Origin of the sequence: Lacinutrix sp. Bg11-31 (assembly GCF_002831665.1) — a bacterium.
Lineage (GTDB): Bacteria > Bacteroidota > Bacteroidia > Flavobacteriales > Flavobacteriaceae > Lacinutrix.
In genome coordinates, this window is the sequence record NZ_CP025118.1 from 2,017,726 (window position 1) to 2,042,739 (window position 25,014).

A 25,014-nucleotide genomic window follows, 5' to 3' on the forward strand; every position below is an offset into this window, starting at 1 on the left:
TTTTTTTTATTGATGTTGAGATAGTATTACGATGAAAAAATTGGTATTAGATATCCTATAAACTCTTGAACCTCTACCATAAAATTCAAGATTATACTTTAAAACATTAAAAGTGCTTTTATTATAGGTTGTATCGAAAGTTAATGCTGAATTATAAGCATTAAACAATCCTGCCTCAGCTAATGTTTTATACTTTTCAGTATTACCTACTAATTCTGGCATTTCTTTAATAATAATTCTATTTCTAAGTAAATTTTTTAAATCTTTTAATTTTTGAGGCCTATTCAACACATAAGCATCAAATTTATCTGAATAAACTTCCTTTATAAAAGACAGCTCTTGAGATGATAATGGAGCCTTAACATTATCTTTATATTTAACCAGTTTAAGTGGTTGCATTTTTGAAGATTGGGCCGTTGCACTAAAAAAGCTAATTGTAAACAATAAAGCAAATGCATAAAGTAATTTGAGTTTCATAAATAAATACCGTTTTTTAAGATGCTAAAAATAGCAAAAAATAATTAACTTTTTGTTAATATTCACTGATCTAAAAATATAACAACCAAAATATAAAAACTCCTACCTTGTTGCTCTAATTTTTTTATTACTTATCTTTGCTAACCGAAGATTTATAGGAATATTTATCCCTTTTTTTTTCAATATTATAATGCTGAAAGTATAGCGTATTTTTTACGACTATTTTTTTACATATTTATGACTATAGCTAGAATTTGAACACATGAAAATTGAGAATACTACAAACACAAATGACGAATTAGGAGAAAACCACGTAGGCACATCTTCTGACACACCAATGACGGCTGATGCTTTTAAGCTTTCGGACAAAGAAAAAATAGACATAATAAAAGACGATGTTCGCCATATTATGGAAACCCTAGGTTTAGACCTAACAGACGATAGTTTAAATGGCACACCAAAACGTGTTGCTAAAATGTTTGTTAATGAGATTTTTGGAGGTTTAAATCCAGAGAAAAAACCAACAGCATCGGTTTTCGATAATAAATATAAGTACGGAGAAATGCTTGTAGAAAAGAACATAACTGTTTACTCTACTTGCGAGCATCATTTACTCCCTATTGTTGGAAGAGCACACATTGCTTACATTTCTAATGGTACTGTTGTTGGCTTATCTAAAATGAATAGAATTGTAGATTATTTCTCAAAACGCCCTCAAGTACAAGAACGTTTAACTATTCAAGTAGTAAAAGAGCTTCAAAAAGTATTAAATACAGACGATGTTGCTTGCGTTATAGATGCTAAACATTTATGCGTAAACTCTCGTGGTATTCGCGATATTGAAAGTAGCACAGTAACTTCAGAGTTTGGTGGACAGTTTCAAAATAAAGAAACAAAACGTGAGTTTTTAGATTACATTAAATTAGAGACTAAATTCTAGTTAACAAAAAAACAATTAGAATTTATTTTCGAAGAAAATTATTAGATTAGATGCCGAATCTAAAACTAATAAATTAACGCGTTAGAAAGCCTCTTTTAAAATGGAGTATTTCAACTTTACACCAAACACCAATGCAGCTTTACAAAAACCAACACATAAAAGTCTATAATTCTTTAACCGGAAAAAAAGAAACTTTCGAACCTATTACAGAAGGTTATGTTGGTATGTATGTATGTGGACCAACAGTTTACAGTAATGTGCATTTAGGAAATGTAAGAACATTCATGTCTTTCGATATGGTATTTCGTTACCTAAAACATTTAGGTTACAAAGTACGCTACGTTAGAAACATTACAGATGCTGGACACTTAGAAAATGATGCAGATATTGGTGAAGATAAGATTACTAAAAAGGCACGTTTAGAAGAAATTGAACCTATGGAGATTGTACAGCGTTATACTGTAGATTTCCATAATGTAATTAACACTTTCAACCTATTACCACCAAGTATAGAACCTACTGCGACTGGTCATATTATAGAGCAGATTGAACTTATTAGCACTATTATAAATAACGGATTTGCTTACGAAGTAAATGGATCTGTCTATTTCGATGTTCATAAATATAACAAGATTAACAATTATGGTATTTTAAGCAAACGTAAGCTTGAAGACCTAATTCATAATACACGTGTACTCGACGGGCAAAGTGATAAAAAGAATCCGCAAGATTTTGCTCTTTGGAAAAAAGCAGAAGCAACCCATATTATGCGCTGGCCATCACCTTGGAGCGACGGTTTCCCTGGTTGGCATTTAGAATGTACTGCCATGAGTACAAAATACTTAGGCGAACAATTCGATATTCATGGAGGTGGAATGGATTTAAAATTCCCACATCACGAATGTGAAATTGCACAAAACCAAGCAGCAAAAGGTAAAGCACCAGTAAACTACTGGATGCATGCAAACATGTTAGAACTTAATGGTTCTCGTATGAGTAAATCTACAGGAAATTATATTAATCCTGCCGAATTACTTTCGGGCAAAAACGATATCCTATCCAAACCTTACAACCCAAATGTAGTACGCTTTTTCATGATGCAAGCTGCATACAGAAGCATTTTAGACTTAACAGACACTGGTCTTTTAGCAAGCGAAAAAGGCTTTAATCGCCTAATGAATGCAGTCAATGATTTAGACAACTTAAAAGCCTCAAACACTTCTTCTTTCGATGTTAAAACATGGAAACAGACTTGTTACGATGCAATGAACGACGATTTTAATACTCCTATTTTAATCGCCAATTTATTCGAAGCCGTAAACCACATCAACGCTATAAAAGAAGGAAACACAACCATTTCTAGCGAAGATTTAGAATACTTTACAAATGCATTACACACATTTGTTTTTGAACTATTAGGCTTAAACAATGCGAAAGATTCTGCCGAAGGCACAGAAAAACTTTCTGGAGCGGTAGAATTACTTATAAAATTAAGACAAGAAGCTAGAGCGAATAAAGATTTCGCTTTGTCCGATCAAATTCGCGACGAACTAGCCGAAGTTGGCATAACATTAAACGATAGTAGAGAAGGCACAACTTTTTCTACAAACTAGTCCATAACTGTCATTCCTGCGAAGGCAGGAATCAAAAAAAAAAAAAAAAAAGATTCCTGCCTTCGCAGGAATGACAAATATTGTGAAAAAAATATTAATAGCACCTTTTCTATTTATAATAAAAGTATATCAAACTTTTATATCTCCATTTACACCAGCTACGTGCAGATACCAGCCCACCTGCTCTCATTACACAAAAGAAGCTTTAGAAAAACATGGTTTTTTAAAAGGCATGAAATTGAGCATAAAACGTATTTTTAGTTGTCATCCTTGGGGAGGCAAAGGCTATGACCCAGTTCCGTGAAAGGATGACAACTAGCCAGCTCGCCCATTCGCTAAAAATGTACACCGTACTTTTCTTTTCGCTCTGTCGCCTTGGGGAGGCAAAGGTTACGACCCAGTCCCTTAATTATTTTTAGGGCGTTCCTTTTCACTTATAACTTACAAGGTGAAAAACCTTGAAAACTAGCAAAAAGTCAGGCTCTCAAGGCTCGCTTTTTTTCGAAAATAAAAAAAGAGCTCAAACAAACCTTTCCATCCTTAACGCACACACCAATGGTTTTGTTTAAAATAAACATTGTGGTTATGTTAATGATTTGTGATATACTAAAATAAATAGAGCATAAATACTATATTTACAATCACAAAAAACAATCTATGTATTTATTAGAATTCAACTGGAATCCTATAACAGGAATTGATATTATTGGGAATTTCAAAATTCATTTTTATAGTTTAATGTGGGTCTCTGCATTTATTGTAGGATGGCATATAATGAAACGCATTTTTAATAGAGAAAATGTAAAGATCGAATATCTTGATCCTTTATTTATATACACCGTTTTAGCAACTATGCTAGGCGCACGTTTAGGTCATGTTATTTTCTATCAACCAGAATTATTTTCTCAAGATTTCTTTAGCGTTTTCTTACCATTCCATTTTAATCCAAGATTTGAATTTTCAGGATTTTCAGGACTTGCAAGTCATGGCGCTGCGATAGGTATTATTGTTGCCATGTATTTATACAGAAGAAAGTACAAGTACAAATCGTTAATGTGGATTTTAGATCGCATAGTTATTCCAGTAGCTTCTGGAGCTATTTTTATTCGTTTTGGAAACTTTATCAACTCTGAAATAGTAGGTAAACTATCTGGAGATTTCCCATTAGGCGTTCGTTTTATACAAGAAGAATACTCTAAAGGAGAAATTGTAAAACTAACAGGAATTGCAGACTATAAAGAAGCATATCGTGCAGTTTCTAACGACCCTAAATTTTTAGATTTATTACAAGCAGTACCTTATAGACATCCTGCACAAATGTACGAGTCGTTTTGCTACATTTTTGTATTCTTAATTCTATTGTACTTCTACTTAAAAACTAATAAAAACAATCAACCAGGTTTCTTATTTGGTCTTTTTTTAGTATTACTATGGACGGTTCGTTTCTTTGTAGAATTTGTAAAAATTGCACAAGTAGATGGACGAGACGATTATATTTGGTTTATGAATACTGGACAAGTATTAAGTATTCCTTTTATATTAATTGGCTTATACTTTATGTTTATTTACAAACAAAAATCTAACTACAACTAATGAAAACATTTAAAATAGCCCTACTATTATTAAGTTTTAGCTTAACTATTATAGCTTGTAAAAGCGAGCCAAAATCTATTAAGCAACCCGAAGTTACTTTTACAAAAGAAGGCGAGCTTACATTATACAAAACTACAGCAGATACAATTATAGCCAAGCTAGATATTGAAATTGCGAAGACACCTTTTGAAATTGAAACAGGTTTAATGTATCGCGAATCGATGAAAAACAATCAAGCGATGTTGTTTGTTTTTAACGAAATTAGAGAGCGTAATTTTTACATGAAAAACACACGCTTTCCTATTGACCTTATCTTTTTAGACCATAACAAAAGAGTGGTTAGCTTTCAGGAAAACGCACAACCATTTAACGAAGCTTCTTTACCATCTAATGCTTTAGCACAGTTTGTACTAGAGGTTAATGCTGGTTTAGCCGAAGAATGGCTATTAGAAGTTGGTGACAGAATGGACTATTTTGTATTTAAGATTGAAGAGTAATCTACTCTCCATGAAATTTGTAGTTAAGTAACAAATATCTACAACCGTATATTAAATGAAAAAATCAAATTTAATTTTTACTTTTAATATACGATTATTGTGATTTGTTATATTTATTTCGGAAATAAATACAGAAGAAGTTATTTAAAAACTAATGTAGGCTATACATTTTGCACCATTAAAGGTATCGAATACGGAGCGAAGGTATCCAATGAGTATTTGTATAATTTTTATGTTGATGATAGTTTATGGGAAGGCTCATTTCCGATGACAACTAAGTTAGAAACTTCAGATAGATCAATTCAAGAAAAGAGTTTTGGCAAAATGTTTATAGTTAAGTACAGTAAAGAAAAGCCTTATTTTAATGAATTATTTTTGGACAAACCAGCACCTGATAGTTTGTTAGATTGTCTCAAATGCACTTGGGATAAACTTCCTTTTTAACCTAAATTAATATTATCTATTTAAGGCTACAAAATTCGTACAGTAAGAAAATTAATAACCAATGAAACAGAAGGTCTTAGAAATAGAACAGCAAAACACTCATTCTATTTTTATTACTCAATTTCTACCAAAAAATTCTAATAACAAAAGCATTGTTATCTCATCTGCAACTGGTGTTTTACAAGACTACTATTTAAAATTTGCAGAACACTTTTGTACTCTAGGTTTTACTGTTTATACTTTTGATTATTCTGGTATTGGATTATCTCATGGTAAAGCCGTAAAAAACAACACTTCTAACTTATACGATTGGGCTTCTAATCAAGCATCAATTTTAAGTTTTGCAAAATCAAAAAATCCTGAACACAAGATTACACTAATTACACATAGTATTGGTGGGCAACTTATTGCTTTTAACAAAAATATTAAGCTTGCAGATTTTATTATTACTGTTGCTTCGCAATCTGGTTATTGGAATCTTTTTAAGGGTTTAGAAAAACCAAAGATGTTTTTGTTTTGGAATGCTATTATCCCAATTGCAACTTCTTTATACGGATATTTTCCTGCAAGAAAACTAAAGCTTTTCGAAAACCTTCCAAAGCGTGTTGCTTACCAATGGCGTGTTTGGGGAAATAGAAAAAACTACTTTTTAGATACTGCTAAAAAAGAAGATTTACACCTAGACTCTATTACTTGTTCTATTAAAGTTTTAAGCTTTCCTAATGATGCATTTGCACCAAAGCAAACTGTAGATTGGTTATCTAAGCTTTTTCCTAATGCTAAAGTAGAGCGATTACATTTAGATCCCGAAGTATTAAACGTACCAGATATTGGACATTTTGGCTTTTTCAGGGAACGTTTTAAAACCTCTCTTTGGTTTATGACTAAGGAATGTATTGAAAGCAATACTTAGGCTAGCGCGTTAAGGATGGAGCAATTGTTGGAGCTCCTTGAAAAGAGCGACTTGTGAGAGCCTGACCTTGCTTTTCGCAAGGGAACGCCCAAAAGGAAACGACTGAATTGTAATTCTACGTTTATTATAAATAAAAAAAGCCTTTCAGTATAAAACTGAAAGGCTTTTTTTATATTAAGAAATTTAAGAATTATGCTTTCGCTCCTTCTTCTAATTCTTCTTCTTCTTCTACTTTGTCTTTTAATGCATCTGCAGCATCTCCTTTTACTGAATCGAACATAATTGGTGTTGCGATAAATAAAGATGAATACGTACCTACAATTACACCTACTATTAAGGCAAACATAAATCCTCTAATAGATTCTCCACCAAATATAAAGATGGCTAATAATACTACTAATGTAGTTAAAGAGGTGTTTAATGTTCTACTTAATGTAGAGCTTAAAGACTTGTCGATAACTTTACCGAATTCCCAATCTGAGTGTTCGTTAAAATACTCACGAATTCTATCGAATACTACAACCGTATCATTTAATGAGTAACCAATTACAGTAAGAATTGCTGCTATAAAGGCTTGATCGATTTCTAATGAGAATGGCATAAACTTGTATGTAATAGAGAATACTCCTAATACGATTAATACATCGTGGAATACTGCTGCTACTGCACCAAGTGAGAATTGCCATCTTTTAAAACGGAATAATATGTAAAGGAATACTACAATTAATGATCCTAAAACAGCCCAGAAAGACTCTTGCTTAATATCATCTGCAATTGTTGGACTTACTTTATACTTTTTCATTAAACCTGCTGTTTTACCTTCTTTATTAGAAATAAAGTCTTGGTAAGACATTCCGTTTAAGTGTGGTTGTAATGCATTAAATAATGTTTCTCTCATTTCATTATCTGCTTCTTCTGATGCTTCGTCAATTCTAAATTTAGTTGTAATTTTTAATTGATTATCGTCACCAAAAGTTTTAGCATCTGCACTACCAAAAACGGCTGCATCTGATAATGAAGTACTTATTTCTGAAGCACTTACTGGCTGATCGAAACGTACCTGGTAAGTTCTACCTCCTTTAAAATCTACACCTTGATCTAATCCGTTTGTAAATAATGATGCTAAACTTCCAAGAATTAATACTCCTGAAATAATGTAAGCCATTTTACGTTTCTTTAAGAACTCGATATTGATATTTCTAAATAAGTTTTTAGTAATACTTGTTGAGAAATCTAATTTACCGCCTTTGTTTACATACCAGTCTACTAGTAATCTCGTAATAAAGATTGCTGTAAATAAAGAAGTACCAATACCTACTAATAAAGTAGTTGCGAAACCTTTAATTGGTCCTGTACCAAATAAGAATAAAATTAAAGCAGTTAAACCTGTTGTAATGTTGGCATCTAAAATAGAAGATAATGCATTACTAAATCCGTCTTTTACAGCAGATTTTTGGTCTTTTCCTTTTCCTAATTCTTCTCTAATACGTTCGAAAATAAGTACGTTTGCATCTACAGACATACCTATTGTTAATACAATACCTGCAATTCCAGGTAACGTTAATACAGCTCCTAATCCAGATAAAATACCAAAGATTAATAAAATGTTTAATGCCATTGCAACATCTGCAAAAGCACCTGCTTTACCATAATAGAATACCATCCATATTAACACTAATGCTAATGCAATTAAAAATGACATTGTACCACTATCGATAGCTTCTTGACCTAAAGTTGGTCCGACCTCATCACTCTGGATAATACTTGCTCTTGCTGGTAATTTACCTGCACGTAAAACATTAGATAAATCGATTGCTTCGTTAATTGTAAAGTCTCCAGAAATTTCTGAGCGACCTCCTGCAATTTTACCTCTACTAAGTCCTGGTGCAGAATACACAACATCATCTAAAACAATAGCAATGTTACTTCCTTCTTTGTAAGCACGCTCTGTCATTACTTCCCAAGTTTTAGATCCAGCAGCATCCATTTGCATGTTTACTACTACTCTATTTCCTTGATCGTAACCTTCTCTTGCATCATCAATACTACCATGTAATGGTGGTACATTATCTCTGTTACCTTCTAAAACGTGTAAAGTTGTTACTTCACTATCTTTTTTAGGCTTTTCGAATACAAATCTTATATTCTTTGCAGCTGCTGGACGCATTGCGATAGCCTCTTTAGAATTTAACATTTCTAATACTTTCTTCTGGTCTGTAAGTTTTACTAAACCTGCTCCAGAATAATATCCTGTTGAGTTTACTGCTACTAAGTCGTAAAACGGATTAACAGCTACTGCTGTTTCGTCTTCTGCTCCAGTTAAATCTCCAATAATATCGTCTGCCGTTTCTTCTGCCGCTTCTTGAGTTTCATCTGCTTCAGCATCTACTGCTACAGTTTCTTGCTTCGCTTTTAAAACGTTGTTTAAGTCGTTAAAATACTGACCTAAATCTTGTGCTTTGTAACCGAACCAAAATTCTAATTCTGCTGTTCCTGTAATTAATGCTTTTGCACGCTCTACATCTTTAACACCAGGTAACTCTACTAAAATACGTCCAGAAGAACCTAAACGTTGAATGTTTGGAGATGCTACTCCAAATTGATCAATACGTGTACGTAATACTTGTAACGCAGAGTTTATAGACTCATCTATTTTTTTAGATAATGCACTTTTTACATCACTATCACTCATTCCAATAGTTACAGTTCCTGCTTCTACTAAAGAACGTGTTCCAAAAATATCTGGAGACGCTAATTTTTTGTCTCCTTTAATAGCATCAAAAGCTACGTAGAAAGACTCAATATAATCGTCTTGAGAGTTTGTTTGTAAAATATCAGCATCATCTAATGCTTTATTAAACACAGGATCTTTAGTGTTATTTGCTAATCCCTTTAAGATATCTCTTACTGATACTTGTAAAATTGCTTCTAAACCACCTTTAAGGTCAAGACCCAATTTCATTGCATTATCTTTAACTTTAGAGTAGTCTTCTCCTAAGAATACACTTTCTGGTGAACTAGAAAGAGAATCAAGATAATTTACTTCAAACGCTTTACGTCTCTCTTTAAAATCTACAACATCTTCACTAAATTTTGAAGCGGCTATTTCTTGTGCGTTTTTCTCGATCGAGTTGTTTTTAAACGAGAAAGACAATTGGTAAATACTTACCAGTCCAAATAAAACTGCGAACAGCTTTACTAATCCTTTATTTTGCATTGTTTTGTTATTTGCGTCAGGTTTTAATTCCGAATTTTCGGAGCTGACAATTGTTAGTAATGGTTTTTAATATGAATTGATAGTTTTCAATATGAATTATGAAAACTATAGATTTGGAACAATAACTAAAACCGAAGCTTTACATTATTGTTTCAAAAAAAAAATTAGGAAGTTTATTATTCCTGTTACGAAACTGGTCCAGCTCGACATTCAGGAATTTGGTGAGGAATATTATTTATTGCAATTGCAATAGTTTTGTTTTGCTTGTAAGCGACTTGAACCTCAACATTTTTTTCGACTGAAGTAGCTTCTGTTGCATAAACAAATACGTTTGGATTCGAGAATCTATCGTAATCTTGTTTAAGTTCGAATAATAATTTTCCGCTTGAGCCAAAACCAGGATCACTACTTTTCGTGATTTCGAAAACATCGATATTATAGGTTTGTTTTGTTGGGAGTTCTGATTGATTACCTTCGTTAGAAGCATAATAGATTGCCAGTGTTGCTGTAGACAGTGCATCTTTTACATTAGCAACTGTACTGTCACTAAAATAAGAAATAACTAAGCGACCGTTAGCTTCTTCGCGAATATCGACTTTAGAAACACCAATAGTTTCTAATTGCTCTTTTACATTAGTAATAGCAAGCTTAACTTCACTTGAAGATATATTAGTACTAGAAAACTGTAATACAATCTCTTGGTTCGGGACCGTCAAGTTTTCTTGACATGCACCAAACAAAGCGAGTATTACAATTAAAGTACCAAAATACCATTTCGTCTTCATGCGCCAAATATAAAAAAATTAAGGTTGTATTACTACTCTCTTTGGATAAATATTGTAGTGCTAAATGACTTTAAATCAGATTATAAAGCCTATTAAAAACAAAAAGCCTCGCAATTCTATTATTGCGAGGCTTTTTTTATGTATTGTTTGAAATTTGTAAGACTTATAGATCTCACCAATTTCTATTATATACTTATTATAATTCTAATAATCCATTAGTTTTCTTAACACCTTCAGCAGACTCTGCTAATTTTGCTTTTTCAGCATCTGTTAAGCTAATTTCAACAATTTTTTCAATTCCGTTAGCGCCTAATACACAAGGTACTCCAATTGCTAAGTCATTTAATCCAAATTCTCCTGCTAATAGAGCAGAACATGGGAATATTTTTTTAGTATCACAAGCAATAGCTTGAACCATTGCAGATACAGCTGCTCCTGGTGCATACCAAGCTGAGGTCCCTAATAAACCTGTAAGCGTTGCGCCTCCAACTTTAGTATCTTGAACTACTTGATCCATGCGTTCTTCAGATAAAAATTCTGAAACTGAAACACTATTTCTTACAGCTTTACCAATTAATGGTACCATACCTTTATCGCTATGTCCACCAATTACCATTCCGTCTACATCGCTAATAGGTGCTCCTAAAGCTTCAGCTAAACGGTACTTGAAACGTGCAGAATCTAAAGCTCCACCCATTCCAATGATTCTTTCTTTTGGTAACCCTGTAGTTTTATGTACTAAATATGTCATTGTATCCATAGGATTAGACACTACAATAATAATTGTATTTGGAGAATGCTCTATTAAGTTAGCAGATACCATTTTTACAATTCCTGCATTAATACCAATAAGCTCTTCACGAGTCATACCTGGTTTTCTAGGAATTCCAGAAGTAATTACACAAACATCAGAACCTGCTGTTTTTGCATAATCGTTTGTACTTCCTGTTATTTTTGTATCGAAACTGTTTAATGAAGCGGTTTGCATTAAATCCATTGCTTTACCTTCGGCAAAACCTTCTTTAATATCTAAGATTACAACTTCGCTTGCAAAATCTTTAATAGCAATATATTCAGCACAACTTGCACCTACTGCTCCTGCTCCAACTACTGTTACTTTCATTTTAATATATTTTTAGTTTGTGTATAATTTTAAAGTACGAATTTACAAATTTTGCTTCAAAAAACGGTTAAAAACTAGACTTTTAAAAGCTGAAATTCATTCCTACTGAAGCACTATTAAAATCTGCAATTGTGTAAGCTGCATTTAAACCGAAGAATCCTAAACTTAAATTTGCTCCAACTGTTGTTATTACTCCTTTAGTTTCAGATTCTATTGAGAACGGATTTACTATTTCTTCTGAATAAAGAGTAGCACCTCCTAATCCTTCACCAGAAACACGGTATGTTCCTAATAAATCGGTTGTATTTTTTCCGCTCATATACCCAACAGAACCATAGAAATTAATGATTTTTAGCTTTGTTCCAACTATTAATTGATATAACATTGTATTGGTTTCTGTTTGAATTTGCTGATTTTCGCCATCAACAACCCCTGTATCTGTAAAGTCATAACTACCATCCAAATGCGTGTAAGCAATTAGTCCTGATATTGATATTGGAAGTACTTTATCTACTGGTAAAAAAGAAGTGAAATCTTGTTGTAAACCAAAACCATATAATCCAACTTTAGCATCTTCTGTATCTACTTTAGGAAAGTATCGTGCTTTTATTTGCGTACCTTTAAAAGGAGAAAAGCTTCCTTGCAAAAAAACTGTAGGTATTAAATTAATATTTGCAGAACCAATTCCTGTTGGAAGTTCCAACTCTGTTGTTTGTTCCCCAAAAATAGGATCGTCGTAAGTTATCTCTACAAAAACAGCTGGATCATTATGTCCCAATGCTGTAGAAACCGGCTTACTTGTACTTCCATCTTGAAAACTTATGTTTTCATAATCATTTGTATTCAATATAAACTGCTTGTCTTCATCATTAATAAATGTTGCATTACCAATAATAGACAACTCAAAACCAAGACGTTTTGGTGTTTTTGCATTATTAAACCAACCTGTATTAATACCATATGCCAAACCATCGTTTGCAGGTTTAATGTAATCTGTAGAAAAACGTGCTGCATCTGCGACACCAGCAGCTAGTAATTGTTCTAAATTGTCTTGAGCGTTACTGCTTAAAGTTAAAATTAAAGCAATGATAATTAATCCTGTTTTTTTCATTTTAATATGTATTAGATTCGGGTTCTACATTTATAAACGCAAAAACACCTTCAATAGTTTAACTGAAGGTGTTTTTTTAGTTTTATATTAAGTATTAAGCATCAATATTTGCATAGACTGCATTCTTTTCTATAAACTCACGACGTGGTGGCACTTCATCTCCCATTAACATTGAGAATACTCTGTCTGCCTCTACACCATTATCTATTTGAATTTGACGTAATGTTCTAAACTCAGGATTCATTGTGGTATCCCAAAGTTGCGTTGCGTTCATTTCTCCAAGACCTTTATAACGTTGTATTTTTGCTCCATCTCCATATTGCTCCATTAAAGCTAAACGCTCTTCATCATTCCAAGCATACTCTTTTTTCGTTCCTTTTTTTACTAAAAATAAAGGTGGAGTTGCGATATAAATATGTCCGTTTTCTATCAATTCTTTCATATAACGGAAAAAGAATGTTAAAATTAGTGTTTCAATGTGAGAACCATCAATATCGGCATCACACATAATCACTACTTTATGGTATCTTAATTTTGAAAGGTTTAGTGCTTTACTATCTTCTTCTGTACCAATGGTTACACCTAAAGCAGTAAAAATATTTCTAATTTCTTCGTTTTCAAAAACCTTGTGCTTCATGGCTTTTTCAACATTTAAAATCTTACCACGCAATGGTAAAATTGCTTGAAACGCTCTGTCACGACCTTGTTTTGCCGTTCCACCTGCCGAATCTCCCTCGACAAGATACACTTCACATTTTGCAGGATCTTGCTCTGAACAATCAGATAATTTCCCTGGCAAACCGCCAATACTCATTACTGTTTTACGCTGTACCATTTCACGAGCCTTTTGTGCTGCGTGACGTGCTTGAGCTGCTAAGATTACTTTTTGAACAATAATTTTAGCATCGTCTGGATTTTCTTCTAAATAATCAGTCAGCATTTCTGAAACAGATTGACTTACTGCTGCAGAAACTTCTCTGTTTCCTAGTTTAGTTTTTGTTTGTCCTTCAAACTGAGGCTCTTGAACTTTTACCGAAATAATAGCTGTTAATCCTTCACGGAAATCATCTCCTGCAATATCAAACTTTAATTTGTCTAACATTCCAGACTCGTCTGCATATTTCTTTAACGTGTGTGTTAATCCACGACGGAAACCAGATAAATGTGTTCCACCTTCGTGCGTATTAATATTATTTACATACGAGTGTAAGTTTTCAGCATAACTTGTATTATAAATCATGGCAACCTCAACTGGCACACCATTTTTCTCTCCTTCGAAAGCAATTACATCTTTCATTAAAGGCTCTCTAGCAGCATCTAGAAACTTGATAAATTCTTTTAATCCTTCTTCAGAATGAAATGTTTCACCTTCAAAAGAACCATCTTCTTTAGTAAAACGTCTATCAATTAAATGAACTGTAATCCCTTTATTTAAATACGCTAATTCACGCATTCTACTTGCTAAGGTATCGTAGTTATACTCTAACGTTTGTGTAAATATTGTTGCATCTGGTTTAAAAGTAACGGTTGTTCCTCTTTTATCTGACTCACCAATTGCTTTTACAGGATAAAGAGCTTTACCTTTAGAATATTCTTGTTCCCAAATTTTACCATCTCTGTAAACGGTAGCACGTAAATGATCAGACAGCGCATTTACAACACTAACACCTACTCCGTGAAGTCCACCAGAGACTTTATAAGAATCTTTATCGAACTTTCCACCAGCACCAATTTTAGTCATTACAACCTCAAGTGCAGAAACGCCTTCTTTTTTGTGTAAATCTACTGGAATACCACGCCCATCATCTTCTGTAGTAATCGAGTTATCTTCATTAATAGTCACTGTAATATTATCACAATGTCCAGCTAAAGCTTCATCAATCGAGTTGTCTACAACTTCATATACTAAATGGTGTAAACCACGTGTACCAACATCTCCAATATACATTGAAGGACGCATACGTACATGCTCCATACCTTCTAAGGCCTGAATACTATCTGCCGAATAATTATGTTTATTGAACTCTTCTTTCTTTTCGCTCATATATATTATTTTATTGCTTTTGATTCATTTTAGTATTGCTGAAAAACTGAATTCTCAACAACAACCAAATATACGAAAACATTAAGGCTTTATTACGCCTTTTAACGGATTTGGCTGGTTTTTATTAACAATTGTTGATTTCTTAAAAACCGCTTAAAAGATCTAAAAAGTGCCTTAAATTGAATTTTTATTGATTTTTTTTTCTTCGGAAAAGTGAAAAACTAAAAAACCGATTAGAGGTGTTGTTTTTAAGTTCTTAAAAAAACTAAAGCGCATAAAAAAAGCTCCCAAAAAGGAAGCTTTTAAACTTTTAATTATAAAAACAAACTGTTTTACTTTTTAATAAAACGTTTAGTAACACTGTTGTTGTTCTCAAAGTCTAATTTTAAGAAATAAACACCATCACCTAAGTTCTCAACAGATACTTTATTTGTACCAGAGTTTGTATAAACGCTTCTTCCTAAAGCATCAAATATAGTTAACGTAGTAATTTCTTTATTAGATGCATTTTTAATATTCAAAACACTGTTAGCTGGATTAGGATAAATACTTATAGCACCAACTTCAATTTCGTTATCCGTTACAGATAATGTAGGATTGAAAATTACTGAGTAATCTTCTATGTTACCAATTTGTGTTGAATAAGCATTAGCAATTGTTGACCCGTGATTATCAAAATCTGAAATCACACGCATTCTAAGTTTTTGGTTATTTACAAAACCTCCTACCATAGGTGTTGTAAAACTTATTGCAACAGCAGCTCCTGCTATAGCACTTGCAGGTTGAGATTGATGTACTCTTTCGCTTGTTGCAAAAGCACCATCATTATTATAATCTATATAAACATCTACAAGCTCATCATTAGTTCCTGCCAAACCAGCTATAACAGTAATATTTGTTACCGTATTCTCTACTAAAGTTATTGTTGGCTGAGAAGCAACCCTATTTAAATAAAAACCATCATTATATTCTGATAAAGACTTAAAAGTATTACCGTTTATTGACACTTCAAATACTCCTCCAAGAAAACTTCCTGCTACAGTTTTTACAGGAGTATTTGCAACAGCAGCGGGATAATTACCAGAAGGTGCATTAGCTGCAATTGATGTTTTAAAAGCAACTCTTGGGCCATCTACAGCAGCGTGTACTCTTGTTCTTTGATCGTTAGAAAAACCTGTAAAACAAGGGTCTGAAGAATAATCCATAAAATTATGAATATTTTCATTAGAACCTCCAGTACAATCATTTCCTGTTGCGCTATCTCCTGGACAAATAGAGTTTGTTCTTTTATGTGGAGCAATATCCGCACAACCATCATCATCTGCTCCTACGGTTCCACTTACTGGAGGACATACAGTACCATTATTATCACCGTTAAAGGTATGCTGTAGATTTAAATAATGACCAACTTCGTGATCTGCAGTACCGTTACCAGAACTAGGAAATAAACTTGAACCAAAATCGTAACCAGGAGTTGCTCCTGGATTACTAGAACTATATGTTGGATTATAACCAAAAGCTCTTGCTTGACACACCAAACCATCACGCACTCCAGGATTAGTTCCAGGAAGTGTAGCATAACCTAAAATGCCACTATTTCCAGTTCCAATGTCTACACCATCAATTTTTTTAACAATCCATACATTCATATAATCTTGCGGATTCCAAAAATAGTCATTAAATAAAACAACACTATCAACCCCTACTCCTCCAGCACTAATTCCATTATTATCATACTCTGAAGCATACGATTTACCTGCAACATTGTGTCTTTCTATCCCTGTTGTTACTGTTCCATCTTCTTTTACCTTTGCTAATACAAATTCTACATTCATTGGGCTATTGTAGAATGTTGATCCAGCATAAACACCTGTATTTTGAAAAGCAGCGTTTAGGTTTGCAATTGCACTTGTTAATTGCACAGTACTCATATTTGGATATGTTCCTTCCGCCTCTCCATTATGGATTACATGAATAACCGTTGGAATTTCTGTAACCATCATTGATGATTTTGAACTGACATTATTTAACTTATAGTTACGTGTAAACGCCTCTAACTCTGCTCTATTATGATCGAACATAGCTGGGTTTTTTTGACGTTCAATTTCCATTAACTTATCTGTAGCACACTTTTCAATTTGTTGCGCAAAAGAAAAAATAGTTGTTAAAAAAAACAAAAGCGTTAAGCTTTTTAATTGTAAAGTAGTTTTTTTCATTTTTTTTTAAAATTTAATTAAGTTATTAATTGATACATTGTCCCATGACTCTAGGTGCTTTTTAATAGACACTGGGTTATTCAAATTATTTACTACAGATTTGTCGTCACTTTTTATTCCGGCAGAACGCTCATTTATAAAATTTTCTTGTTGTTTAAAAGAAAGATTCTCGAGGCTTAGAAAATATACTGCTTCTCCTTCTCTACCTAATTGCAATTTAAAATTAAAGGCTAAACTAATATTATTTTCAGTTTCGAAGTCTTTAATATAATTAAGCAAATGATTATCGTGCTTGTAATCTCTAGGACAACAAACAGACCCGTACATTTCTATATATCTAATTTTTATTTCACCTTCAACCTTCATCATTTCTGATTCAGTGCCAACATTAACACTTGAGCTTGGTGCTTTGCAATTTTTATTGACAAATAAAAAAGCAGATACAATTAATATTTTCCCTAATGCATTCAAAAACCTATGTTTTACACAAATATAGGTTAAAACACAATCAGTTGAATGATTTTTTACACTCATAAATATCACTTATTTTATGCTGTAGAAAAACTTAACTATGTTCTAAACAAAAAAAAACCTCGCCGAAGCGAGGTTTTAAAGCTATTAAACTCTATTTATTGTAATGACGATTAGGATTGTGCATAAGATTTATCATGCACATTTGCAATCGCTCTACCAGAAGGCTCGTTCATGTTCTTAAATGCTTCATCCCATTCTAAAGCAATAGCAGTACTACAAGCTACACTTGCTTCTTGTGGCACACTTAAAGCTGCTGTATCACTTGGAAAATGCTCTTCGAAAATTGAACGGTAATAAAATTCCTCTTTGTTTTGTGGTGTTTGTATTGGAAATCTAAATGCTGCATTTTCCATTTGCTCGTCTGTTATTGCCTCATCAACTACTTCTTTAAGTGTATCAATCCAACTATAACCTACGCCATCACTAAACTGTTCTTTTTGTCTCCAAGCTACGCTTTCTGGCAACATATCTTCAAATGCTTTACGAACCACCCACTTTTCCATGCGTTCTCCGTTAATCATTTTATCTTGTGGATTGATGCGCATAGCAACATCCATAAACTCTTTATCTAAAAATGGTACACGGCCTTCAATTCCCCAAGCGGCTAAACTTTTGTTAGCTCTTAAACAATCGTACATGTGTAATTTATCTAATTTTCTAACCGTTTCTTCATGAAACTCTCTCGCATTTGGCGCTTTATGGAAGTATAAATAGCCTCCAAAAATTTCATCTGCTCCTTCGCCAGATAATACCATTTTAATTCCCATAGACTTAATAACTCTTGCCATTAAATACATTGGTGTACTAGAACGAATAGTAGTAATATCGTAAGTTTCTATGTTATAAATCACATCTTTTATAGCATCTAAACCTTCTTGGATTGTAAACTTTATTTCATGATGCACTGTCCCAATATGATCTGCTACTTTTTGTGCTGCAGCTAAATCTGGAGACCCTTCTAAACCTACAGCAAAAGAATGTGTTTGTGGATACCACGCATCAGACGTATCATCGCTTTCTATACGTTTTTGCGCATATTTTTTTGCTATTGCAGACACCACTGAAGAATCTAAACCTCCAGATAATAATACACCATATGGCACATCACTCATTAATTGTCTGTGTACTGCTGCTTCAAGCGCTTCTTTAACTTCAGCAATACTAGTTTCATTATCTTTTACTGCATCATAATCGCTCCAATCTCTCTTGTACCATTTTACATATTCGCCATCTTTACTAGACATATAGTGTCCTGGAGGAAATAATTCAATTTTAGTACAAATTCCTTCTAATGCTTTTAATTCGGAAGCAACGTAAAATGTTCCATTTTGATCCCATCCTATATATAAAGGAATAATTCCCATGTGGTCACGAGCAATAAAATATTCATCTTTTTCTGTATCGTAAATAGCAAATCCAAAAATTCCATTCATTTCATCTACAAAATCAACACCTTTTTCTTGGTATAGCGCCAATATTACTTCGCAGTCACTTTCTGTTTTAAAATCGTATTTCCCTTCAAATTGCTTACGCAACTCTCTATGGTTGTATATTTCGCCATTAGCTGCTAATACTAATTTATTATCAGGACTAAATAGTGGTTGTTTTCCAGAAGCTGGATCTACAATTGCTAAACGCTCGTGCGCTAAAATAGCTTTATCATCACTATAAATTCCAGACCAGTCTGGTCCACGATGACGAATAGTTTTAGACATTTCTAAAACTTGAGGTCTTAAATCTTCAGATTTTTGTTTAAGGTCGAAAGCACATACAATTCCACACATAACTTATATATTTTAAATTCTTTTATTATTGATTATGAAGCAAATATCAGATTAATGTTTCATTTTTAAAACAGAAAACAAGTAAATGCTTTTAAATTGAAACTAAAATAATTAATTTCAAACTTAAATGAAATTAATTTGAATGCTTTTTTGGCTGAGTGATTTGAAATTGAAGTTTTAGTACTTACTCTGATGCGGTTTAACAAGGATTACACTAATTTTCACAGATTCTTATTCTTATGTCTCATATATTCAAGGAGTTCACGCAGAGTTTCACAGAGAGTTTTAAGAATGCATCATGAGATTGCCACACATTTTTTATAATGAAAAATGTTCACAATAACGAATAATTTAATGCTTTTGAGTATCTACCAAACTGTGACTGCCTACTGAAGACTGAGCACTACCTACCTTCTAAGGTATATTTAAATACTTATGCGTCTGTAATGATACTTTCCATTTGGGATTAGCCATAACATAATCTACAATTAAAGGCACCATTGTGTCGCGTTTGCTCCATTCTGGCTGTAGATATAAAATACAATCTCCATTTACTTTCTCGGCTTGCTCTTCCGCAAAGCGAAAATCGTCTTTATTAAAGATAATACATTTTAGTTCGTTTGCTTTATCGTAAACACCTTGTGTTGGAAGCTTCATTTTTTTTGGCGACAAACAAATCCAATCCCATTGTCCAGACAATTGATAAGCACCAGAAGTTTCAATATGAATACTCATACCATCTGCTTTTAATTGCTTTGTAAGTGCTGTCATGTCCCACATTAATGGTTCACCACCTGTAACAACAATAGTATTACTATACTTTTTTGCATTAGCAACAATATCCTCAATTACTGTAGGAGGATGCAATTGTGCATTCCAGCTTTCCTTAACATCACACCAATGGCAACCAACATCGCAACCACCAATTCTTATAAAATAAGCAGCTGTACCTTTATGGAAACCTTCTCCTTGAATGGTGTAAAACTCTTCCATTAAAGGCAACATTTTTCCTTGATTTACTAAATCTTGAACCTCTTGCGTCATAGCTTGCAAAGATAGAGATTAAGTTTGAAGCTTGCCGTTGGAAGTTAGAAGTTTTTCCTTTTAAATTCTGAAAGATTATTCAGTCATTTCAGCTAAGATTAGTATTTTTACACAAATCAACATTTATTATGAGTAGACAAGACGAATTCTTTAAACACATCACAGATGGAAACACTACCAAAGGCGAGTTTATAACATTAGGTTCGGCTATGTTAGATGGTAAAACTATTAAAGATGCTTTTGTAAAGATCCCTCTAAAAACCATGAATCGTCATGGATTAATTGCTGGAGCAACCGGAACTGGAAAAACCAAAACACTTCAAGTTCTAGCGGAAAATCTAAGCGAACAAGGAATTCCTGTTTTACTTATGGATATAAAAGGTGATTTAAGTGGATTGGCACAACCAAGTCCTGGTCACCCAAAAATTGATGAACGTCATGCAAAAATTGGTTTAGATTTCGAAGCTAAAGGTTTTCCTGTGGAAGTGATGTCTCTTTCAGAACAAGATGGTGTGCGTTTACGCGCAACAGTTATTGAGTTTGGACCTGTTTTATTATCCCGTATTTTAGATTTAACAGATACCCAATCTGGTGTTGTAGCTGTAATTTTTAAATATTGTGACGATAATAAACTACCGCTTTTAGATTTAAAAGATTTTAAAAAAATATTACAATACGCTACAAAAGAAGGTAAAGAAGAATTTTCTGATGAATATGGTAGAATTTCAAGCGCTTCAACTGGAGCTATTTTACGTAAAATTGTAGAAATTGAACAACAAGGTGGAGATATTTTCTTTGGCGAAAAAAGTTTTGAAGTTGAAGATTTATTAAGAACTACTCGCGATGGCAAAGGTTACATTAACATTATTCGTCTAACAGATATTCAAGACAAGCCAAAGTTATTTTCAACATTTATGTTGAGCTTATTAGCCGAAATCTATGAAACCATGCCTGAACAAGGCGATTCTGGAAAACCAGAATTAATTATGTTTATAGACGAAGCACATTTAATTTTTAATGAAGCCTCTAAAGCTTTATTAAACCAAATTGAAAGTATCGTTAAATTGATTCGTAGTAAAGGTGTTGGCTTATACTTTGTTACACAAAACCCAACTGATGTTCCAGAAGGTGTATTAAGTCAATTAGGTTTAAAAATCCAACATGCATTACGTGCGTTTACAGCAAAAGATAGAAAAGCTATTAAATTGGCAGCTCAAAATTATCCAGATACAGATTATTATGATACTGCCGAAATTCTAACCTCTTTAGGAACTGGGGAAGCTTTAGTTTCTGCTTTAGATGAAAAAGGGCGTCCTACTCCATTAGCAGCAACAATGATGCGTGCACCAATGAGTCGTATGGATGTTTTAACAAAAACTGAGCTACAAAACTTGCTTGACGATTCTAAACTAGTATTAAAATACAACAAGGAAATAGACAGAGAAAGTGCTTACGAAATACTTAACAAAAGGATTGACAAAGCAGAAGAAGCAAAAATTAAAGCTGACGAAAAAGAGGCAAAAGAAGAAGCTGAAGCTAAAAAAGCAAAAAGTAGAACTAGCACAAGAAGACGGAGTACTGCACAGAATCCAATTATTAAAGTACTAACAAGCGCTACTTTTATAAGGAGTGTTTTTGGTATTTTGAAGAAGATAATGTAGAAAAAAAAGTCGGTAGCGAGTAGTGTTAAGTAAGTAATCTTACTTGGAATTGATTACTCTACTTTTAAAACTAATAAAAATATAAGGTTTCCGTTTTACTGAAGCAGCTTCAGTATAAAAACGGAAACAAAAATTAAAACAATTTTTGATGAAAAAAACAATTTTTACTTTACTTACAATTTCTATATTAATGACCTCTTGTAACACAGAAGTCAATCCGTTTTCAATTTCGAAACATAATATTGGATTACTTACAGACTCAACACAAGTTAAAGATCTTCAAGCTATTTATGCAAAAGACTCTATCGTTAAAAAAATAGCTGGAGATGAATTTTTAGGAAATGTAAATGCTATTTTAATCTTTGAAAAAGGTGGAAAAAAATTACTAGAGTTATCTCCAAAAGAAGCTCTCGATTCTACAACCACTATTGGATCGATTAAAATTTTAGATTCGCGTTATAAAACCAAAACTGGCATTTCAACATTAAGCACATTTGGTGATATTAAAGCAAAACACAAAATATCTAGCATAGAAAACACCTTGCGAAATGTTGTGATTTTAGTAAACGAAAATAATACCTTTTTTACTATAAGTAAAGAAGAGTTACCTGGAGAATTACGTTTCGATATGTCTAAAAAAATTGAAGCAACAAATATTCCAGATACTGCTAAAATTAAATATTTTATGGTTGGGTGGTAAAATAGTAGTCAGTCTTCCGTTTTCTGTCATAGTATTCAATTACTCAGAAGAGTTAGTATTAAAAAAATAAGAGTTAACCCTCTTTATACAACCTTAAAGACACAACGCAATGAATCCAATTTTTTCAAAATTCCTTACAGACATTGCTCGCAAAAGGATAGAAAACAACCTACTAGTAAAAAAAGCGGTAACCGAAAAAGATATTGCTCCAGTTCTTAACAACATAAAAGTAGAAATAAGTCATGCAATAAAAGAATCCATTTTTATTATTATTGGTGTTTTTTCAGCAGGTTTTGGTTTAAAAGGATTTTTATTACCAAATCATTTTATAGATGGTGGTGCTACTGGTATTTCGTTACTTTTAGAAAACACCACAAACCTATCTATAAGTTCTTTATTAATAATTGTAAACATTCCGTTTATAATATTAGCTACAAAAACTATAGGTAAAAAATTTGCTTTAAAAAGTATAATAGCAATTACACTTCTGGCTTTAGTGGTTCATTTTGTTGAGTACCCAATAATTACAGAAGACAAACTACTTATCTCAATATTTGGTGGCTTCTTTTTAGGTTTAGGAATCGGTTTGGCAATGCGTGGAGGAAGTGTAATTGATGGCACAGAAGTTCTAGCTATTTATATTAGTCGGAAATTATCGATTACAATAGGAGATGTATTGTTTTTAATAAACCTAATTATTTTTTCTTTTGGCGCTTATATTCTTTCAATTGAAACTGCTTTATATGCTATTTTAACCTACTTAGCTGCAGCAAAAACTGTAGATTTTGTTGTAGATGGTGTAGAAGAATATGTAGGCGTAACTATTATTTCTAAACACCATGAAGCATTACGAATAATGATTACAAAAAAACTAGGTCGTGCTTGTACTATTTATGCCGGTAAGGGCGGATTTGAAACTCAAGGAAAGAATTACGATAAAGATATTATTTACACTATTGTAACGAGACTTGAACTCGCTAAACTGAATACTGAAATTGATAAAATTGACAAGAACGCTTTTATAACCATGGGAATTGTAAAGGACTTAAGAGGAGGAATGATTAAGAGAAAACCACTTAAATAGTAACATTAAGTTGAAATGAATATGAAGAACAAAAAATACACCATACAAAATAGTCCATTTGTTGCCCCAACAACTGATGGTAAAGTTATAGAAGAACATTTTGGTCAAGCCACAGATGGCAATAAAGACATTAGTATTGCACACATGATTGCTCCCGCTGGCTGGAGCGAACCGTTTCAAACACCAGGATTCGATGAATACACATACATAATAAAGGGCAAAAAGCAATTTATTATAGATGGAGAAGAAATTATTTTAGAAGCTGGACAATCTATTAAAATAGAAAGAAATACTCGTGTACAATACTCAAATCCATTCACTATAGCATGCGAGTATATTGCAATTTGCACACCTGCTTTTTCTATGGACTTAGTAAACAGAGAAGAATAGTATGGCCAATTCAATAATAAAAATAATAGGAAACTCGCTAAACGCGATAAGTTATATTTCTCCAAAATATGCTTCAGATAAAGCATTGGACTTATTTGCAACTCCTCGAAAAGGACGTGTTTTAGAAAACCAGAAAGCTTTTTTAGACTCGGCAAAGACACATCAGTTAAAATATGAAGACTTTAATATCTTAACTTATAATTGGAAAAGTACTGGTAAAACTATTTTATTGGCTCATGGTTGGGAAAGCAATACACACCGTTGGGAAGTTTTAATTAACCAACTTAGAGCATTAGATTATAATGTTATTGCTCTTGATGCTCCTGCGCATGGAGCCTCTAGCGGTAAGCAGTTTAATGCGGTTATTTATTCTGAATGCATTCACCTTACTGTAGAACACTACAAACCAGACATAATTATAGGTCATTCGGTTGGCGGAATGGCTTCGGGTTTCTACCAAAATAAATACCAAAACAAAAATCTAGAAAAACTTATTCTACTTGGTGCTCCTTCAGAATTTACTGGTGTTTTTAAGCGCTATGTTGACATGATGGGTTATAACAAACGTATAGAAAACGGATTAAACAATTTAGTTTTAGAACGTTTTAACAATCTGCCTTCTTATTTCTCTTTGGCTAATTTTGCTAAAAACATAGAAACAGAAACACTTATTATTCACGATGTAGAAGATAAAATCATTCCATATAATGATGCTAAATTGATTGTAGAAAATCATAAAAAAGCAACATTTATCTCTACAACAGGATATGGTCATGGTTTACGAAACGACGTTGTAAACAATCATATTCTAGAATATATCGCTAGTTAAATTGTAACTTTGCAT

The 25,014-nt window shown here is 32.8% G+C and carries 21 protein-coding genes; 11 read left to right on the forward strand and 10 right to left on the reverse strand.

What is annotated here, in order from left to right:
* Positions 1-6: 6 nt before the first annotated feature.
* On the reverse strand, positions 7-477 hold the full coding sequence (locus CW733_RS09070) for a hypothetical protein (protein ID WP_100996893.1): 471 nt from the start codon (positions 475-477) through the stop codon (positions 7-9).
* A gap of 262 nt (positions 478-739) precedes the next feature.
* On the opposite strand from CW733_RS09070, the gene folE reads away from it, so the two are divergent.
* The 6 genes from folE to CW733_RS09105 all read left to right on the forward strand — a co-directional run bounded on the left by folE (position 740) and on the right by CW733_RS09105 (position 6,477).
* The gene (folE, locus tag CW733_RS09075; RefSeq protein WP_100996894.1) at positions 740-1,417 is read left to right on the forward strand and encodes a GTP cyclohydrolase I FolE; all 678 of its coding nucleotides are present in this window, start codon (positions 740-742) and stop codon (positions 1,415-1,417) included.
* A 131-nt stretch (positions 1,418-1,548) separates the two neighbouring features.
* The gene (gene cysS / locus CW733_RS09080) at positions 1,549-3,030 is read left to right on the forward strand and encodes a cysteine--tRNA ligase (protein WP_100996895.1); all 1,482 of its coding nucleotides are present in this window, start codon (positions 1,549-1,551) and stop codon (positions 3,028-3,030) included.
* Positions 3,031-3,100: 70 nt separating this feature from the next.
* Entirely contained in the window at positions 3,101-3,334 is a 234-nt protein-coding gene (gene yidD / locus CW733_RS09085; protein ID WP_193786893.1) for a membrane protein insertion efficiency factor YidD, read from the forward strand.
* 353 nt (positions 3,335-3,687) lie between these two features.
* Positions 3,688-4,623 (forward strand): prolipoprotein diacylglyceryl transferase, encoded by a 936-nt coding sequence (gene lgt, locus CW733_RS09090; RefSeq protein ID WP_100996896.1) that lies wholly within the window; start codon positions 3,688-3,690, stop codon positions 4,621-4,623.
* Positions 4,623-5,120: a DUF192 domain-containing protein gene (locus CW733_RS09095; RefSeq protein ID WP_100996897.1), complete on the forward strand. Its 498-nt coding sequence runs from the start codon at positions 4,623-4,625 to the stop codon at positions 5,118-5,120. The genes lgt and CW733_RS09095 overlap by 1 nt, the downstream gene beginning before the upstream one ends.
* A gap of 505 nt (positions 5,121-5,625) precedes the next feature.
* A complete protein-coding gene (locus tag CW733_RS09105) occupies positions 5,626-6,477 on the forward strand; it encodes a serine aminopeptidase domain-containing protein (protein ID WP_100996899.1) in 852 nt (283 codons plus the stop codon).
* Between the two features lie 190 nt (positions 6,478-6,667).
* Here the strand turns inward: CW733_RS09105 and secDF are convergent, their stop codons facing one another.
* The 9 genes from secDF to CW733_RS09150 all read right to left on the reverse strand — a co-directional run bounded on the left by secDF (position 6,668) and on the right by CW733_RS09150 (position 20,335).
* The gene (gene secDF, locus CW733_RS09110; RefSeq protein ID WP_100996900.1) at positions 6,668-9,694 is read right to left on the reverse strand and encodes a protein translocase subunit SecDF; all 3,027 of its coding nucleotides are present in this window, start codon (positions 9,692-9,694) and stop codon (positions 6,668-6,670) included.
* A 185-nt stretch (positions 9,695-9,879) separates the two neighbouring features.
* Entirely contained in the window at positions 9,880-10,479 is a 600-nt protein-coding gene (locus CW733_RS09115; protein ID WP_100996901.1) for a hypothetical protein, read from the reverse strand.
* Between the two features lie 196 nt (positions 10,480-10,675).
* Positions 10,676-11,602: a malate dehydrogenase gene (gene mdh, locus CW733_RS09120; RefSeq protein WP_100996902.1), complete on the reverse strand. Its 927-nt coding sequence runs from the start codon at positions 11,600-11,602 to the stop codon at positions 10,676-10,678.
* Between the two features lie 82 nt (positions 11,603-11,684).
* On the reverse strand, positions 11,685-12,713 hold the full coding sequence (locus CW733_RS09125) for a DUF6588 family protein (RefSeq protein ID WP_100996903.1): 1,029 nt from the start codon (positions 12,711-12,713) through the stop codon (positions 11,685-11,687).
* Between the two features lie 94 nt (positions 12,714-12,807).
* The gene (gene gyrB, locus CW733_RS09130; protein WP_100996904.1) at positions 12,808-14,757 is read right to left on the reverse strand and encodes a DNA topoisomerase (ATP-hydrolyzing) subunit B; all 1,950 of its coding nucleotides are present in this window, start codon (positions 14,755-14,757) and stop codon (positions 12,808-12,810) included.
* Positions 14,758-15,089: 332 nt separating this feature from the next.
* A complete protein-coding gene (locus tag CW733_RS09135; RefSeq protein WP_100996905.1) occupies positions 15,090-16,973 on the reverse strand; it encodes a zinc-dependent metalloprotease in 1,884 nt (627 codons plus the stop codon).
* 6 nt (positions 16,974-16,979) lie between these two features.
* Complete coding sequence (locus CW733_RS09140; protein ID WP_100996906.1) at positions 16,980-17,507, reverse strand: hypothetical protein; 528 nt, start codon at positions 17,505-17,507, stop codon at positions 16,980-16,982.
* Positions 17,508-17,617: 110 nt separating this feature from the next.
* Positions 17,618-19,291: an asparagine synthase B gene (asnB, locus tag CW733_RS09145; RefSeq protein WP_100996907.1), complete on the reverse strand. Its 1,674-nt coding sequence runs from the start codon at positions 19,289-19,291 to the stop codon at positions 17,618-17,620.
* A 414-nt stretch (positions 19,292-19,705) separates the two neighbouring features.
* Positions 19,706-20,335 (reverse strand): 7-carboxy-7-deazaguanine synthase QueE, encoded by a 630-nt coding sequence (locus CW733_RS09150; RefSeq protein ID WP_100996908.1) that lies wholly within the window; start codon positions 20,333-20,335, stop codon positions 19,706-19,708.
* 128 nt (positions 20,336-20,463) lie between these two features.
* On the opposite strand from CW733_RS09150, the gene CW733_RS09155 reads away from it, so the two are divergent.
* The 5 genes from CW733_RS09155 (at position 20,464) to CW733_RS09175 (ending at position 24,999) form a co-directional block, all read left to right on the forward strand.
* Positions 20,464-21,996 carry a helicase HerA-like domain-containing protein gene (locus CW733_RS09155; RefSeq protein ID WP_100996909.1) on the forward strand — a complete coding sequence of 511 codons (1,533 nt, stop codon included), beginning with the start codon at positions 20,464-20,466 and terminating at the stop codon, positions 21,994-21,996.
* A gap of 148 nt (positions 21,997-22,144) precedes the next feature.
* Positions 22,145-22,696 (forward strand): hypothetical protein, encoded by a 552-nt coding sequence (locus tag CW733_RS09160; protein WP_100996910.1) that lies wholly within the window; start codon positions 22,145-22,147, stop codon positions 22,694-22,696.
* Between the two features lie 109 nt (positions 22,697-22,805).
* A complete protein-coding gene (locus CW733_RS09165) occupies positions 22,806-23,780 on the forward strand; it encodes a YitT family protein (protein WP_100996911.1) in 975 nt (324 codons plus the stop codon).
* Positions 23,781-23,801: 21 nt separating this feature from the next.
* Complete coding sequence (locus CW733_RS09170) at positions 23,802-24,170, forward strand: cupin domain-containing protein (RefSeq protein ID WP_100996912.1); 369 nt, start codon at positions 23,802-23,804, stop codon at positions 24,168-24,170.
* Between the two features lies 1 nt (position 24,171).
* Positions 24,172-24,999 carry an alpha/beta hydrolase gene (locus CW733_RS09175; RefSeq protein WP_100996913.1) on the forward strand — a complete coding sequence of 276 codons (828 nt, stop codon included), beginning with the start codon at positions 24,172-24,174 and terminating at the stop codon, positions 24,997-24,999.
* Positions 25,000-25,014 lie beyond the last annotated feature (15 nt).

Coding starts and splice junctions, on each gene's coding strand:
- CW733_RS09165 (WP_100996911.1), top strand. CDS start 22,806: ATGAATCCAATTTTTTCAAAATTCCTTACAGACATTGCTCGCAAAAGG.
- gyrB (WP_100996904.1), bottom strand. CDS start 14,757: ATGAGCGAAAAGAAAGAAGAGTTCAATAAACATAATTATTCGGCAGAT.
- secDF (WP_100996900.1), bottom strand. CDS start 9,694: ATGCAAAATAAAGGATTAGTAAAGCTGTTCGCAGTTTTATTTGGACTG.
- CW733_RS09070 (WP_100996893.1), bottom strand. CDS start 477: ATGAAACTCAAATTACTTTATGCATTTGCTTTATTGTTTACAATTAGC.
- CW733_RS09105 (WP_100996899.1), top strand. CDS start 5,626: ATGAAACAGAAGGTCTTAGAAATAGAACAGCAAAACACTCATTCTATT.
- lgt (WP_100996896.1), top strand. CDS start 3,688: ATGTATTTATTAGAATTCAACTGGAATCCTATAACAGGAATTGATATT.
- CW733_RS09160 (WP_100996910.1), top strand. CDS start 22,145: ATGAAAAAAACAATTTTTACTTTACTTACAATTTCTATATTAATGACC.
- CW733_RS09115 (WP_100996901.1), bottom strand. CDS start 10,479: ATGAAGACGAAATGGTATTTTGGTACTTTAATTGTAATACTCGCTTTG.
- yidD (WP_193786893.1), top strand. CDS start 3,101: ATGACAAATATTGTGAAAAAAATATTAATAGCACCTTTTCTATTTATA.
- CW733_RS09135 (WP_100996905.1), bottom strand. CDS start 16,973: ATGAAAAAAACTACTTTACAATTAAAAAGCTTAACGCTTTTGTTTTTT.
- CW733_RS09155 (WP_100996909.1), top strand. CDS start 20,464: ATGAGTAGACAAGACGAATTCTTTAAACACATCACAGATGGAAACACT.
- asnB (WP_100996907.1), bottom strand. CDS start 19,291: ATGTGTGGAATTGTATGTGCTTTCGACCTTAAACAAAAATCTGAAGAT.
- CW733_RS09175 (WP_100996913.1), top strand. CDS start 24,172: ATGGCCAATTCAATAATAAAAATAATAGGAAACTCGCTAAACGCGATA.
- CW733_RS09140 (WP_100996906.1), bottom strand. CDS start 17,507: ATGAGTGTAAAAAATCATTCAACTGATTGTGTTTTAACCTATATTTGT.
- CW733_RS09170 (WP_100996912.1), top strand. CDS start 23,802: ATGAAGAACAAAAAATACACCATACAAAATAGTCCATTTGTTGCCCCA.
- CW733_RS09095 (WP_100996897.1), top strand. CDS start 4,623: ATGAAAACATTTAAAATAGCCCTACTATTATTAAGTTTTAGCTTAACT.
- mdh (WP_100996902.1), bottom strand. CDS start 11,602: ATGAAAGTAACAGTAGTTGGAGCAGGAGCAGTAGGTGCAAGTTGTGCT.
- cysS (WP_100996895.1), top strand. CDS start 1,549: ATGCAGCTTTACAAAAACCAACACATAAAAGTCTATAATTCTTTAACC.
- CW733_RS09125 (WP_100996903.1), bottom strand. CDS start 12,713: ATGAAAAAAACAGGATTAATTATCATTGCTTTAATTTTAACTTTAAGC.
- folE (WP_100996894.1), top strand. CDS start 740: ATGAAAATTGAGAATACTACAAACACAAATGACGAATTAGGAGAAAAC.
- CW733_RS09150 (WP_100996908.1), bottom strand. CDS start 20,335: ATGACGCAAGAGGTTCAAGATTTAGTAAATCAAGGAAAAATGTTGCCT.